This window comes from Aquimarina sp. AU58, from assembly GCF_900312745.1.
Classification (GTDB): Bacteria; Bacteroidota; Bacteroidia; order Flavobacteriales; family Flavobacteriaceae; genus Aquimarina; species Aquimarina spinulae.
Genome location: NZ_OMPD01000014.1, coordinates 2413982 through 2428540, shown reverse-complemented (window position 1 = coordinate 2428540; position 14559 = coordinate 2413982). Strand labels below are relative to the sequence as shown.

Below are 14559 nucleotides of genomic sequence, written 5' to 3'. Positions count from 1 at the left end.
GCACATCGTATTTTTATTTACTTTACATCACAAATCTATGTTTTATCTGGTTTTTGAGTAAAACTATTATAATATTAAATACACATGAATATCAAATTACTTGCTGTTGGCAAAACAGATGACAAGCAGCTCAATGACCTTATCAACAACTATATCAAAAGGTTACAGTTTTATATTAAATTTAGTTTTGAAATCATTCCGGATATTAAAAATGCCAAAAACTTAAGCGAAGCTCAACAAAAGGAAAAAGAAGGGAAATTAATCCTTAATCACGTAGAAAATTCTGATGTATTGATATTGCTCGATGAAAATGGAAAGCAATATGATTCTGTACTATTTTCTGAAGTATTACAAAAACATATGAATAGCGGAATCAAACAGTTGATTTTTGTGATAGGAGGACCCTATGGGTTTAGCCCCGAAGTATACAGCCGGGCTAATAGCAAACTATCGTTATCCAAAATGACATTTTCGCATCAGATGATACGTTTATTTTTTGTAGAACAATTATATCGTGGATTCACCATCTTAAGAAACGAGCCTTACCATCACAGATAAAATTTAACAGATATATATTCTTCTATAACATCTTTAAGATTACTAAACATATCGAAGAATAGACAATCAGAATTACCTAAAAACATACTACAAAAGTCAATCATAGATTGAAAAGCATATCTAGTCTATATATCCCCATAAAATTATCGTTTTCTCTTTGTACTATATCTTTTTAATAACTTCAGAATACTATTATGTAATATGAAATGTTATTAATTTGATACAAAAGTGTGATTTACCGATTGAATCAAAAAAGTCAAGATCAGTTTTAATAAAAAAATGATCGTTTTTACTATATTTGAAGAAGTTTTTGAATCCCCCCATCATTAAAACTTAAAACCGAAATCCTATACATTAGTTATTATTTACTTAGCCCTGTTTAGAGTTTCAAAATAGAAATGGTGGCATTTAGAGTATACTATCATCTGACTTATTAAAATAAATTCATGCAAACATTAGAGTATCTACTTTCAAAAGAGGCTAAAAATACTATTCATATAGCACAATCAATTGCTAAAGAATATCATAATAATCAATATAATGCTGCACATTTATTAAAGGCTCTTTTACATAAAGACATTGGATTAAAAGATTTTTTTAATCAGATAAATGGAGATATTTACTATTTTGAAGAGTGGTCTGAGGTTAGAATAGAGGTTTTGCCCAGAACAACTAACATTCCTGATAAAATTGAAGGCGATAAAACCATTGAAGCAATTTTTAACGAAGCGGATAGCATTAAACTAAAATTAGGAGAAGATGAAATTACGCCACTCTCTTTATTGGTTTCTATTTGTACACCTGGTGTAGGGTTTTCATATGAACAACTAAAAACTTTACCTCTCAAAGCTGATGATATTTTAATAGCAGCTAATACAGGAGGCACATCGTCTTTAAAAAATAAAAATAGTATTTCTAAAAAAAATATTTCTAATACTACTAATAAAGTTGATTCCAAAATTTTACAAGAATATTGTATAGATAAAACTTTTGAAGCAAAAAACAAGGCTTTAAAAGATATTTCGGGAAGAGATGCTACAATAAAAATGATTATGGAGATATTGGGAAGGCATTCAAAACCCAATGTACTCATTACAGGAGAGCCTGGTGTTGGAAAATCAGTATTACTAGATGGTTTTTCTGAAACAATGATAAATGGTACTATACCAGATGCTTTAAAAAATGCCCAGATCTATGAGTTGGATTTTATCCATTTAGTTTCGGGTGCTAGTTATAAAAGTGAGGTAGAAGATAGATTCAAAAAAATCATTACCGCTCTAAAAGAATTTGAAAAACCAGTTTTATTAATAGATGAGCTCAATAACCTTACCGATAAAGATAGTGGAAATCAAGGTTTGGTAAATATTCTAAAATCAGAACTGGTTAAAGGAGAGATTACTTTTATTGGAACCACAACCAATGATGCTTTTAGAAAACATATTGAGGTTGATGAAGGATTGTCTAGAAGATTTGAGATTATAACTTTAGAAGAACCCACAGAAGAGGATGCTTTAACTATGATTTCTAATACTATCGATAAGTATAAGAAACACCACAATCTGGATATAGACAATGATACTATAGAAGAGGCAATTCGGCTCTCTAAGAGATTTAATAAAGAAAGAAGTTTACCAGATTCAGCTATCGATCTTATAGATAGAACAATGTCTGCCACTCGTTATATGCTAGAAACTACAATTGCTAAAGTTGAAAATGTAAGAAAAGACATTAAAGCTATTAAAAACACTGAGAAAGAGGAAGTCGAAAAAATATCAGATCTCAAATGGCAATGGGAAAATCTAAAACAAATTTTTAGTTATTTATTATTTGCAGATCTTGGTGATGATGATAATTTTGTTGGTATCGAAAAAACAGAAAATGCTATTAAAAAAATAGAAAATGTTCTTGAAATATTTTTAAACAAAGCCAGTATAAAGAAAGAAATCATTGACAAAAATGATGTTTCTTCTACCATTGCTAATAAAACTGGTATTCCCGTAGGTAAACTTCAGGCAGATGAGAAAGAGCGTTTACTTACTATGGAAGATCATTTAAAAAAGCGAGTTATCGGCCAAGATCATGCTATTCAAACTATAACAGGGGCTATTCTCGAATCTCGATCTGGATTAAGTAAACCTGGTCTGCCAATTGGTTCATTCTTTTTTACAGGCCCTACTGGAACAGGGAAAACAGAATTAGCAAAATCTTTGGCAGAATTTTTATTTCAGACAGAAGAAGCTATTATTAGGTTTGATATGTCTGAGTTTAAAGAAGAACATTCTGCTGCATTATTATATGGAGCACCTCCAGGTTACGTTGGGTATGAAGAAGGTGGATTATTAGTCAATAAAATTAGACAAAAACCGTACTCTATTGTTCTTTTTGATGAAATAGAAAAAGCTCATCCATCTGTTTTTGACATTTTTCTACAAATTCTCGATGAAGGAAAATTAAATGATCGTCTAGGTAAAACCGGGGATTTTTCTAATGCTGTAGTTTTATTTACCTCTAATATAGGTAGTGAGCACGTTATAAAATCTTTTTCAGCAGGAGAAATTCCTAAATCTACAGATCTTCTTGAAATAATGTCAAGACATTTTAGACCAGAATTTCTTGGAAGACTTACAGAAATTATTCCTTTTTCTCCAATAACAAAAAATAATGTAGTTAAGATATTTGAGATTCAGATGAAAGATCTGTACAAAGCCCTTAATAAACAAGAGATAACTTTAGAGCTTACCGAAAAAGCCAAAGAATTCCTTGCTCATAAAGGGTTTACTCCAAAATATGGAGCAAGACCTTTAAGAGGAATTATACGAACAGAACTAAGATCATCATTATCAAAAAAAATAATTACAGGTAAGATTAGTAAAGGAAGTCTAGTACAATTAGACGTAAAAGAAGAAAAATTGATATGGAATTATAGTTAATTCTATAACCTGTGACAAAATTTAGTATATTTATAATTTATCAAACATAAATACGTATTTACATGGACAATACATACGGATTAGGAGGAACAGAAGTAAAAACTGACGCTAATGAAGCGATTCTCGAAATTGGGCAGAATAAAACATTGCTCATTCAAAAATTAACACAAGACCAATCTTTAAAACCTCAGATAGTAACTGGGCTAAAATCGATTGATGATGTTTTTGAAAATTACAACCCTGAAATAGAAGTCGAATTCGAAGATGCTGAAGGAATAGAGACAAAAGAAACACTGAAATTTAGCCATTTAGGAAATTTTGGTAAAAAAGGAATTATTGATCAAAGTAAATATTTAAATGATTTAGATACAGAAAAAGATCAATATCTTAAAATAATCAAACAACTGAAATCCAATAAAATCTTAAAAAGTGCATTGGCAGATCCTGAAGCTAAAGAAGCTCTTTTAAAATCTATTCAATCATTAATCGCAGAACTACAACAAGGCTAAAAAAAAAATACATGGCATTATTAGGAAAGAAAGCAGATAAAAATGTTAAAATAGAGAATCCAGCTCAGGAGCTTAAAATAAACGAAGAAAAGCTTATAAAATACGGCGGGTTTGACCTATTGGAAGCATGTATTGATGATGTGCAAAACATGAATCCTGATCGTAAAGCAAGAAAAAAAATATTTCTTACAGAATCTTCAAAAAAACTAGAAAGGCAAAAATTAGAGAAGACACTCGAAATATGGAATGAAATACTCTCATCTTCTGATGATTTATCAGAAATGGTTGGAGAATCAGAAAAAAAATCTGAGGTAGCAGCAGAGTCCCTTAAAAAAAATCTAGGCACTGCTTTAGAACAAACCAGAGAGCTCGAACAATCCTATAGATCTGTAGCATTATTCTTTAAAAACACAGAGTCTCAAAAAGTAAAAAATATAAATATCCTGAATGCAGAACTAGAACAACTTAAAGATCTTGATAACACAAGGTTTATTGATGCTGTACAAGAAGAATTGGTTCAAGGCTATGATCGTTTAGATCTAAGAGACAATTATGGGCTTTTAATTGTTCCTGGGTACTTAGGTTCTAATAAAGTTATAGAGAAATGGGCAAAAATTGCCCATGAAAACAAAGTAATGATGGTTACTGATTTTGAACATCTTGATGAACCTGATGATGTTATGGAACTGTTTGAAGCTGCTAATCTTACAGGAGGAGACAAATATCGTTCTAATATTATCATGGCATGTAATTGGCTTGTTGGTAGAGGCAAACACGATGAAGTAGGTGAAGATGAAGATTTATTTGTGCCACCGTCTAGTGCTCTAGGAGGTAAAATATACAAAACACTAATGTCTCAAGTTACCGCTGGTAAAAAGTTTGGTGGAATGAATGAGGTAGATGGTGTGCGTTTTGATCTTAAAAAAGGAGAAATTGCTCAACTAGAAAAATTAGGTCTGGTACCTATGGTAAATGAATATGGAAAAGTAATGGCATTTTCTGCCAAAACTTTATTTAATGGAGATAATCTTGGATTACAAACCTATTCTGTTGTTCGTGTATTTGATTATGTTACCAAAGTATTAATGGATTTCCTAAACAGAAGAGCTTTTGAGAACTTTAATGCCAGAACACGTAAAGAACTCATGGGTCAAATTGTAAAATTTCTTGATGGGATTACTGGACCAGATAAGCTTATAGAAGACTTTTCTATCAAACGTTTTGAGCAGGATCCTTTACAAAAAGATCAAATACATCTGGATATACATATGAGACCATATTTTCCTGCCAAGAATTTTATGATAAAAATGGATGGGCAAAAAGGAGATGATGGGTCAGAATGGAATTCTGAATATGAACAACAATAAACTACTAACTACTTTTAGTAAGAAAAAAGACTGCCAACAACAAGCAGTCTTTTTTCATTTTCTTGTTTAAAAAACGAATCATTATGTCAGCACCCTCCTATAACATGAATTTTATTATCAAACACAGTCGATGTATGGTTTGTTCTTTTGGCATAGAGTTTTGAGTCATCCAAATGCACCCAATCTATCCCATTGGTTGAACACCAAAAATCATTCAGATACTCAAAATTATTGTTTTTTGTTCCACCAATGACCCATAATTTATCATCAAAAATGGTAGATGAATGACTTCTCCGTTTTGCAAACGCTGGGTTTTCAATTTCCAGCTTCCAGTTTATCCCATCCTCACTAGACCATATACTATTCAGCAAAAGACCATTGTATCCCCCTATAATCCAAATTTTATCATCATACACAACAGTTGCATGCCCTCTTCTGGCTCCAAAAACGGCTTTATTGGTTACTTCTTCCCAATGTATTCCATCACTGCTCACCCAAATATCATCTTGTATTTTATTCTTATCCTGCCCGCCTATTATCCATAGCTTATCCCGAAAAAAAGTTACCGTATGATGCCCTCTTTTTGAAAACCCAGGGCTATCATTAAGAATTTTCCAGTCTTTTCCGTTATCACTATACCATACAGAATTACAAAAATCATCACCACATCCCCCTATAAGTAAAATTTTATTATTGAATACAACACATGAGTGATCGTGTATATCCCCAAAAGGCGCTTTTTCTACTACAGACTCCCATCGTCTACCATCTTTACTACATACTACATCACCATGGTCATCATTCATAGATATACCACCTATAATCCATAAAGAATCATTATAAACGATACATGAATGACCAAACCTATCATTGAACATTATATTATCAATTTCTGAAACCACCGCTAGCTCTTCTATCATTTTATACTTTTTATTAGATTTCTATTTCTTTATTCAGTTTTGAGTGAGTAAACTTAATCATCATAAAAAATAAAATATCCTGATTATTTGATTTTCAAGAAATCAGGACATAATCAAACTATTATTTTTTCTGATGATTTAACTCTTATTTTTTATCATGATAAAAATAGATACAATCCTTATTGGAGATACAGCATTATTTGGATTTTGTGATGAATACCGTATAATTAGGGATGAATTATTTTGGTTTCTGAATATCATTGATTTTGTATGCTATATACTTCTTTTTTCCCCTCCACAATACAACAAGATATCCTGTTCTGATAATGAGATAAAACTGTCAATAAAAAATTATCTTCAAAACCTTGTCTTCTACAGAAATAACTACCCGTTGTAAAGAAATACAAGCTTAATCTACAGAAATGGTTTCTATTTCTAAACCATACATTCACTGATAAAAGAGAAAAAAAAATATTTGAGGAGTTAGCTAAAACTATTCTACATTTTAAAGGAAATGGTCGTTTTTCGTTTATTTATGATGGCGAAAATCAAGAAATTAAAAGAAATATTAAAGATCTCGAGAATTCTATTTGGCGTATAATAAAAGGAGAAAATTTAATTTCTTTAGAAAAGAAACAGTTATTAACCATTATGCCTGTTGATTTTGAGGAAAAAATAACATTTGGACTTATCCAAGGGATAAAGTTTCAAGTACTGAAGACTCAAAATGAAAAAGTCATTTTTTTACCAATAGAAGGGAATACACAACAAAATATTGTTGCCAAACAAAAGGTTGATTCTATTTTTAAACAAGTTAAAGTTGATGATGGGTATCTTAAAAATATCATTATTTCAGAATATCCCGTTTTAGAAGATTGTCAGGAAAGAAAAGATAGTAGTTACTTAAGAAACTGTATGAATAATACTATTCAGAAAAGTATTGTAGATAAACTTGAGTTAAAAAAGTATAAATCATTAGTTGAACATCAAAGAATTAAGATTTTTTTGAATTTTGTAATTGACGTTGATGGAATTATCAAAAATATAGATGTAAAATCTCAAGATATGACGTTGTCTTATGATCTAAAATTAATTATTAATAATATTAAGACAATTGCTCCTGCATTGGATGAGAATAGTCAACCTATATTGAGTGCATATACAATTCCCATAACATTATTGAATCAATGATATTAGATTTGCACTTAGTTTTAACCCATTGAAAAAACCTATTTCAATAGAAAAAAGTCATTTAACATCTACCAACCACCAATAGCCATTCGTTCTTTTTGTTGTTCTTTTGTTGCTTCTGGTGTAGCAATACCTGGATATAAAGGGCGTGGGAACCCCTCTGCCTTACGGCGCTCATAATCTTGTTGGCGAAACTCATCAAATGCATCTCCTGGAGGTAAAGGCCTATTTTTGTCCATATACCAACAGATTAAGGACATAGAATCATAACAATCGGCTGAGATCATAAAATCGTCATATGAATTTAGTCGACTTTTGGTAGGTCGAATGGCTTGTAACATAAAAGCTCCTGTACCATCTCCCCCCCCTGTAGTATACGCAAATAAACAATCTTTAAAAGGCATGGTAATGTTTTTTTGCCAATAAAACCCTGTCATAGTAATTAACCCATCCCTTCGATTTAGTATCTGTTCTTTTTTAGGTTTAGTAAAATAATATATGGCAAAAAAAAATGTTAAAATGCAGGATAAACTAAAGATAAATAATTCAAACCATTCTAACTTTTCTCCTGAAAAAAAACTATCCACAAAAATTAAAGCTAATATTAGAGATATACCTCCACCTAAAAGAGGAGTTATAGAACCTTTGGTATGAAACATAATAAATTGATCAGTGGTATATCGGTATTTTTCTTCCTCCCTTTTACTAAGTTTATCCATTCCATGAGGTAACTTAAATATTTGTTTTTCTACCCGATGATAGTATTTTTTGAGTTGTTTTTCGAACTTATATCCCGTATGGGTAATTTCTCTTTTAAAATCTACCATATTTCTGGGTTTTTAAGGTGGCGTAAAGGGGCGATGCTCACTGCTTTGTTTTGTTTTAAACTACTAATATATAACCCAGTACTTAGACTTTTAACTCGTATTTTAGCTCCTAAAAATAAGTTTGCAGCAAATGATGCAATATCTAAAGCATCAATAATGAGTCCCCAAGGCTTAAATTTACTCCCTAATGCTAATACACATCAAGCTTTTTACACTATTATTTTATTTGTTTACTAATAGTATACAGAACTCCAAGGCATACCATCCCAAAAAACAATTGAATTACAGGGAAAACCCACATGTATAGAAACCCTGCCTCAATCCCATCTTTGGGATTTTTTTCTAAATACAAAATTCTTCGGGTAGTACTGATTGATTTTAAATTACTTGATGATTTTGATTGAATAGTATATGAGATATTCTTTATGTCTGAATACATAATAATCGGCTGATAATAATAAGTATTTTCATCCTCATCCCAAATTTCTATATATTCTATAATCTTTCCTCTAGTTTCTATACCGTAAATCTCATAATAAATTCCTTTTATAATTGTGTTACTTCCTAAATAGGTTAAATACCCTCCTAATAACACTAAAAAAAATATTAACCCATAAGAAAGACATCCCATACTTGAATTAGACATAGTGATTATCTATATATTCTTATTTTAAGTATTTAATAAAAAACACTCTCACATTAACAACTAACAATCAATTAATTAAGCACGCATTCATTATTTTTTGTCATGTACTTAGATAAATAATACTAGCCAAACTCTTTTAATTCCTATAGTTTATTTCTCGAGAACTATAGGTATAGGGTGTTTTCATTTCATTATAAAAATCTAAAAACTTAATGCAATTTATCCAATTACCTCTTTCATCATACTCATAAACTATTTTAGTTTTACTACTATTAAAAACCTCACCATCTGAGTATGACTTCCAAGTATCACTAACAAAACTTCCTTGCTTATCGTAAGTAAATATTCTTAATTCTTTTAAAATATTATTTTTATCAGTTTTTCTAATTTCTATCAAATTATTATTTAAGTCGTAAGTAAAAGTTTCGTAGGACTCTGAGAGTCCATTGAAAATGTATTTATGTTTCACTAATCCCAATTGGTTGTATGTTTCAGAAATGTACATACTTAATTCATCATTTTTATCAATAAGATAAGTTTCTTTTTTTTTATCTTTTGTTGAAGTGATATTCTTTTCTGATAGTACATTATCTCGAAATGTTTTCTTAATAATTGAGTCTCCTTGATTAAAATATTCAAACTTTTCTATAATCATAAGGTCTACTACATCTTTATCATAGAATATAGTACTATTACTTTTAAGAATAGAATCATTGAGGTATATATTCTCAATCTTAGACATCAAAACATTATTCTTTAATGTTTTCCATGATGTTTCTTTCTTATATTTATTATAAAAAATTTTGTTAATTATTGTATCATTGTTTTCATAACTTATAGATCTTTCTTTAAGACCATCTTTGTTATATTTTATTATTGTTTCAGATACTGGGGAATCACTATTAGCATAGAGTATTCTTTTTACTAATTTATTATTACTATCATAGATCCATGTAAATTCTTTACCAATTTCCTCTCCTTTTTTTATTTGTTTACTTTCTGCATCTACAATTGGATCATATTTTATTATTGTAAAATCATTTATGTTCCCAATTAGGTTTTTATAAGAGCAATCACATTGCTCTGGGCCATTAGTATTATCTATCTGACCATACAATTTGCATGTCAATAAAAACATATAGATCAATAAGATAATAGACTTTACAAAATCACATTTTTGTAAAGTGCAATTATTATTTTGAAGTATCATAAATATCATAATCAATTATTGCTCTAATAGGTTCTAAGGTATTTTTATCTTTAGGCATATATAAAAGAATATAATCATCATAAAGCTTATTTTTCTCTTCCCATATTGCCATTAAAGCACTTCTACCAAAAAAGATTTTATTAATATCGTTTCTTTCTAAAGTTACCAATTTGCCATTACCATAAATTTTCATAGTATAATTTTCTAGCGGCAACATTTTACCTTTCTGATTACCAATGGTTTCTCTAATGTTTTCGTTGTATTCAGACCATCCTTTTTGATAATAATTGGCAATAACAAACTCTTCAAAATTCTTTTTATTTTCTTCCATAAATTGATCAACATCCCCATTATTCAACAGTCTACGGAAATGTTGAAATTTATCTATGACCATTTCTCCTAATTCTTTTTCATCCATTTTGGTCAGGTCTTTCCCATTTTTCCACCCTTCAAGGTTAAAAGGTACTTTAGCTTCAAAAGTCCATGTTTTTTCAAAAACATAAGGATTGGGTGTTGGGATATCTGGAAAATCTAATTCTTTTACTTTCTGAATATTTTCTTCATTTTCATCAGAAGTATAAATATCCATACTCATTTTGTCAAAAATCTTGTCAGGTAATGGTCTACTCTCATGACCCAAATTTTTATCAACAAGTCGTATCGTTTGTGTTCCAGAGTTCAAGATAAACTCATTTAAATATTCCATTCCTGAAACAGAGCCCATTCTTCGGTTACTCGTAATTTTTATATCGTTTAAATAAATTTCATAATGCATAATTAGATTAAAATCTAAATAATATGCTAACTTAAGAATCGTATTATCGTACATGTCTAATGTTTCTATATTCATTTGTTTATTTTGCCCTTTACAACCATGGAATAAGATTGCTAAATAAAACAATTTCTTATTTTCATTTATATTCTCCTTTATTTTTTAATACGTCAAAAGATTTTTCAAAATCTGGAATTACTTTTAAAGTTTTAGCTTCATCTTTTTCTTTTTTTCTACCACCTTTTAATTTGATAAACACAGTAACACCAGAAAAATAAAAATCTGAAGTGAAGTTATCTCTTTCACCAAAGTTTTTACCTAAAGTCAAAGCTACTTCAGAATCCGCACCTGCTTCAATACCTGCTCCTGCAACTTCTTTCATTTTTTGATTTTCTTCTTCACCAACTTCAGGTCTTGCCACTTTTACTTTAGCTTTTAACTTTATACCAAACTTAAATATGATTTCTCCTTTTAACCTTCCTTGTAATGCAATATTTCCTGCATATTTCTTGCTGGCAAAATTATAGGTTAACTCTGCTGGTTTATTATTTCCATCCTTACTTCCTGCACCTACCAATAGTATTTCGGCAGTAAATTTGACCAAAATCTGATATTCAAGCTCTACCTTGCCACCAGAACAAAACTCAGCCAACCAAGCTGCAATATCCAGAGCATCAATAATAGCTCCCCAAGGCTTAATTTTACTACCCAAAGCCAACACATCCAAAGTAACATTGGCTCCAATAATGGGGTTCATTAATATTCTTCCCTCTAGTTCATAACTCTGTGTTCACCATACCCAATACCAATACCTACACCAATATTGGGAGCGGTAAATTCAAAAAATTATCAGGTTACCATGTAATATACTACAAGTAAAAGGTTATGATTTATTAATCCTCATCAAATTTATCTTCACGCTAATAAACTTCTAATTCTCCATCAGAATTTTTAATGAGCATTAATCCATAAGTTTTTATATTACCATTATTATCCTCAGAATATAAAGGAGTTTTTCCTATAGAATTCTCTAGAGTTATTATTTTTCCATTGGGATGAATTTTTAATTCATAATCTTTTATAGGTTGCATAAAACCTGCACTAGATTCGACTCTTTGGACAATTGAAGTTAGATATTTAGAAATTTCAGGTTTGGATAAACCCATTGAGATTATCTCTCTATCATGAGATTTTTTATACAAGGATAAAAAATCATCAGTTTTTGCATTATTTACTATAGCATGAACTTTTTTATAAAATTGTAATACATCTTTTATAATCTCAATAGAATCTTCGCTTGATATTTTTTTTGCATTTTGAAGAGTTCTTATATTATATGAAACATCTGAGTTAAAAACCCATGAATGAGAAATAGAATCTATACTTTTATTTGTTATTTCAGGAAATACACATTTTTTAATTAATTTAAAAGGAGGCTCTTGACCCGTTTCACTCATAAAAATCTCTAATGATACATCTTTCAATAGCTTTGCAGAAAAATTTTCTTTGAGTTTTGATTTTTTATAATTTATGGAAATAATTTGCTCTCCTGAAGAACTAATTAACGGATTCAAATATCTAAAACCATTAGAAACACCAGATTCATAATTTCTTGTAACACTAATTCCATTAAAAAATATCTCATAGTAACCTTCAAAATCATAATTTAAAAAATACACATTATTTTTCATTTTATCTTTCTTTATATTATTTTGAGAGGTTTCCTCCTGATTAATTTTTTGCACGTTTTTCTTTTTACATCCAGTAAAACAAATTAAAATAATCAATATTGAAGTTATTTTCATCATTTCGCCTCTCCAAATTTAATGGTTTTTTTTGTTTCAAGTTTAGGAAGAATAGTTTTTGCTATTTTTGATTTTCTATCTGAAATTATTATAATTACCAGTAGAAATATCCTTTGATAAATAAAAATAAGAATGTTCTAATTTACTTCTTTTTGCATTTATATACTTCTCATTCAAAAATTTTCTATTCTTATCTTGAAAAACGCTTCACTAATCTTTTTCCAATGGCTTCAATTTGACCATTTGGGTAATCAATCTTCTCATCTGTTTTGAAAAAATAAAGTAAAATGGTATGTCCCTTTTCAGAACCTTCTGCCGATGTAAGCCCTCCAATAGTCGTTTCTGAAAATTGTGATATAATCAATGAATGATTATTGCTGTAATTCTTCCAAAACCAATTTTTCCGATCCTTTTATGAAAAAGTCAATAGACTTGTAGTATGCAACTGAAAATTATTCAAATTTCATACCTATGCAATCAGCATCTTGTGCTTTAAAAAACTAATTGTAAATAGGTTAAATCAAAAACCGAGATTCTTTTTTAGGAGCTGTATATGGTTTTATCTCTCCATAACCTGAAGATGTTGCCAAACCTATGGCCTCTTTTACTTGGGGTATTGGTAGTATTGTAAATGGATAACTATCACTATTAATATCAATAACCACTACTTGTAAATCAAAGAGAATTAATTTCTCGTTTATTGTAGGAATAAACTCTTCTATATCCTCGATATCTTCTTCTGTTTCTATAGAGGATAGTTCTTTAAATATGATATCGAACTTTGGATAACTTTCTAATAAGGTCGTGCATATTACTATAACTTCTTCTGGATCAGATTTCCAATCTAGTTCTTTTAGTAAATTTCTACGATACAACCCATCTACCAATGCTATCCAAGGTATACTATCAACGTCTTCACGAATACCTCGTTTTAGCAAATCCTTTTGAAAACGTTCTATATATTTTTTTGGGGTTGTTATTGCCAATTCGATTTCTTTTTGCAAAGTTTTATCTTTGCAAAATAGTTTGGATAACACAAGTATAAGTTCTGGATCTTTCATACTAGTTATGTTTTACACTAATTCTTCTTTATAATGTACCATATCATAAGGGTAATACTGTTGTTCTTTTAAGCTACTATCATCTAATCCTAATATTTTGACCAAAGCACCTGCCTCCCAACACCAGTAACCAGAATAGGTATCATGTTTACTTTTATGATTATCTACCCAGCCTACTCCTAGAGCTTTATGACCTTGATACCATTTTTTATCCAGATATAACTTTAAGTTTTCAATTGCTTTTTCCTTATCTGTTTCGTTTATTACCGATTCTAGATTCTTATAAGGAGTATTAAATTTGAAGCCTGTTGCTTTTATATTCCAATCTTTAGACTGCGAATTAATCAAAAAATCTACTAATATGTCATTTGGATTGTCTTTTTTTAAAACTTCAACAATTTCTTCAAATTCAGTATCCTTAATATCTAATAAAATGCTTAAAGATAGTATCCAAATCATATCTACATACCCACTTACTGAAGTCCAGTATTTAGATATCTTAGGAATCAATTTCACAAAATCTTCTTTAATTTCTGAGATCTCATTTCCATAAGAATATTTGGCATTTATAAGCCCATTTTGTATATTAAATATCTTTTTTTTTACAGAAATTACCCTATCTTCTTTAATTTCATTTTTATCTAATTTATCTTGAAATTTATTTATTCTTTCTCTTTCCCTTTGAATAAATATATTAAAATATTCTGTTGTCTTAATACTGTCTCTTATCACTTTCTTGATTTTTTTATTATTTGTTTTTTAA

General features: G+C 29.6%; 15 protein-coding genes. 5 read left to right on the top strand and 10 right to left on the bottom strand.

Annotated elements, in window-relative coordinates:
• Nucleotides 1-84 precede the first annotated feature (84 nt).
• The 4 genes from rlmH to DK441_RS21910 all read left to right on the top strand — a co-directional run bounded on the left by rlmH (nt 85) and on the right by DK441_RS21910 (nt 5364).
• Nucleotides 85-558 (top strand): 23S rRNA (pseudouridine(1915)-N(3))-methyltransferase RlmH, encoded by a 474-nt coding sequence (gene rlmH / locus DK441_RS21925; RefSeq protein ID WP_109852741.1) that lies wholly within the window; start codon nt 85-87, stop codon nt 556-558.
• A 446-nt stretch (nt 559-1004) separates the two neighbouring features.
• Nucleotides 1005-3488, top strand: coding sequence for an ATP-dependent Clp protease ATP-binding subunit (locus DK441_RS21920; protein WP_109852740.1), 2484 nt, complete (start codon nt 1005-1007; stop codon nt 3486-3488).
• A 62-nt stretch (nt 3489-3550) separates the two neighbouring features.
• The gene (locus DK441_RS21915; RefSeq protein WP_109852739.1) at nt 3551-3997 is read left to right on the top strand and encodes a hypothetical protein; all 447 of its coding nucleotides are present in this window, start codon (nt 3551-3553) and stop codon (nt 3995-3997) included.
• 11 nt (nt 3998-4008) lie between these two features.
• Nucleotides 4009-5364: a DUF5458 family protein gene (locus DK441_RS21910; protein WP_109852738.1), complete on the top strand. Its 1356-nt coding sequence runs from the start codon at nt 4009-4011 to the stop codon at nt 5362-5364.
• 86 nt (nt 5365-5450) lie between these two features.
• Here DK441_RS21910 and DK441_RS21905 read toward each other — a convergent pair whose 3' ends face one another.
• Nucleotides 5451-6284 carry a kelch repeat-containing protein gene (locus tag DK441_RS21905; RefSeq protein ID WP_109852737.1) on the bottom strand — a complete coding sequence of 278 codons (834 nt, stop codon included), beginning with the start codon at nt 6282-6284 and terminating at the stop codon, nt 5451-5453.
• A gap of 651 nt (nt 6285-6935) precedes the next feature.
• On the opposite strand from DK441_RS21905, the gene DK441_RS21900 reads away from it, so the two are divergent.
• Nucleotides 6936-7475, top strand: coding sequence for a hypothetical protein (locus tag DK441_RS21900; RefSeq protein WP_109852736.1), 540 nt, complete (start codon nt 6936-6938; stop codon nt 7473-7475).
• A gap of 68 nt (nt 7476-7543) precedes the next feature.
• Here DK441_RS21900 and DK441_RS21895 read toward each other — a convergent pair whose 3' ends face one another.
• From DK441_RS21895 to DK441_RS21855, 9 genes are all read right to left on the bottom strand, one after another.
• A complete protein-coding gene (locus DK441_RS21895) occupies nt 7544-8302 on the bottom strand; it encodes a hypothetical protein (RefSeq protein WP_109852735.1) in 759 nt (252 codons plus the stop codon).
• A 217-nt stretch (nt 8303-8519) separates the two neighbouring features.
• The gene (locus DK441_RS21885; protein ID WP_109852733.1) at nt 8520-8948 is read right to left on the bottom strand and encodes a hypothetical protein; all 429 of its coding nucleotides are present in this window, start codon (nt 8946-8948) and stop codon (nt 8520-8522) included.
• 136 nt (nt 8949-9084) lie between these two features.
• Entirely contained in the window at nt 9085-10077 is a 993-nt protein-coding gene (locus DK441_RS21880; protein ID WP_160112226.1) for a hypothetical protein, read from the bottom strand.
• A 64-nt stretch (nt 10078-10141) separates the two neighbouring features.
• Nucleotides 10142-11008, bottom strand: a complete 867-nt coding sequence (locus tag DK441_RS21875; protein ID WP_109852731.1) for a hypothetical protein — start codon at nt 11006-11008, stop codon at nt 10142-10144.
• A 61-nt stretch (nt 11009-11069) separates the two neighbouring features.
• Nucleotides 11070-11687 (bottom strand): hypothetical protein, encoded by a 618-nt coding sequence (locus tag DK441_RS21870; RefSeq protein ID WP_109852730.1) that lies wholly within the window; start codon nt 11685-11687, stop codon nt 11070-11072.
• 163 nt (nt 11688-11850) lie between these two features.
• Nucleotides 11851-12738 (bottom strand): hypothetical protein, encoded by an 888-nt coding sequence (locus tag DK441_RS21865; RefSeq protein ID WP_160112225.1) that lies wholly within the window; start codon nt 12736-12738, stop codon nt 11851-11853.
• 187 nt (nt 12739-12925) lie between these two features.
• Nucleotides 12926-13099 carry a hypothetical protein gene (locus DK441_RS26790; RefSeq protein WP_160112224.1) on the bottom strand — a complete coding sequence of 58 codons (174 nt, stop codon included), beginning with the start codon at nt 13097-13099 and terminating at the stop codon, nt 12926-12928.
• A gap of 151 nt (nt 13100-13250) precedes the next feature.
• Nucleotides 13251-13796, bottom strand: a complete 546-nt coding sequence (locus DK441_RS21860) for a DUF6630 family protein (protein ID WP_109852728.1) — start codon at nt 13794-13796, stop codon at nt 13251-13253.
• Nucleotides 13797-13808: 12 nt separating this feature from the next.
• Complete coding sequence (locus DK441_RS21855; RefSeq protein WP_109852727.1) at nt 13809-14528, bottom strand: PoNe immunity protein domain-containing protein; 720 nt, start codon at nt 14526-14528, stop codon at nt 13809-13811.
• Nucleotides 14529-14559 lie beyond the last annotated feature (31 nt).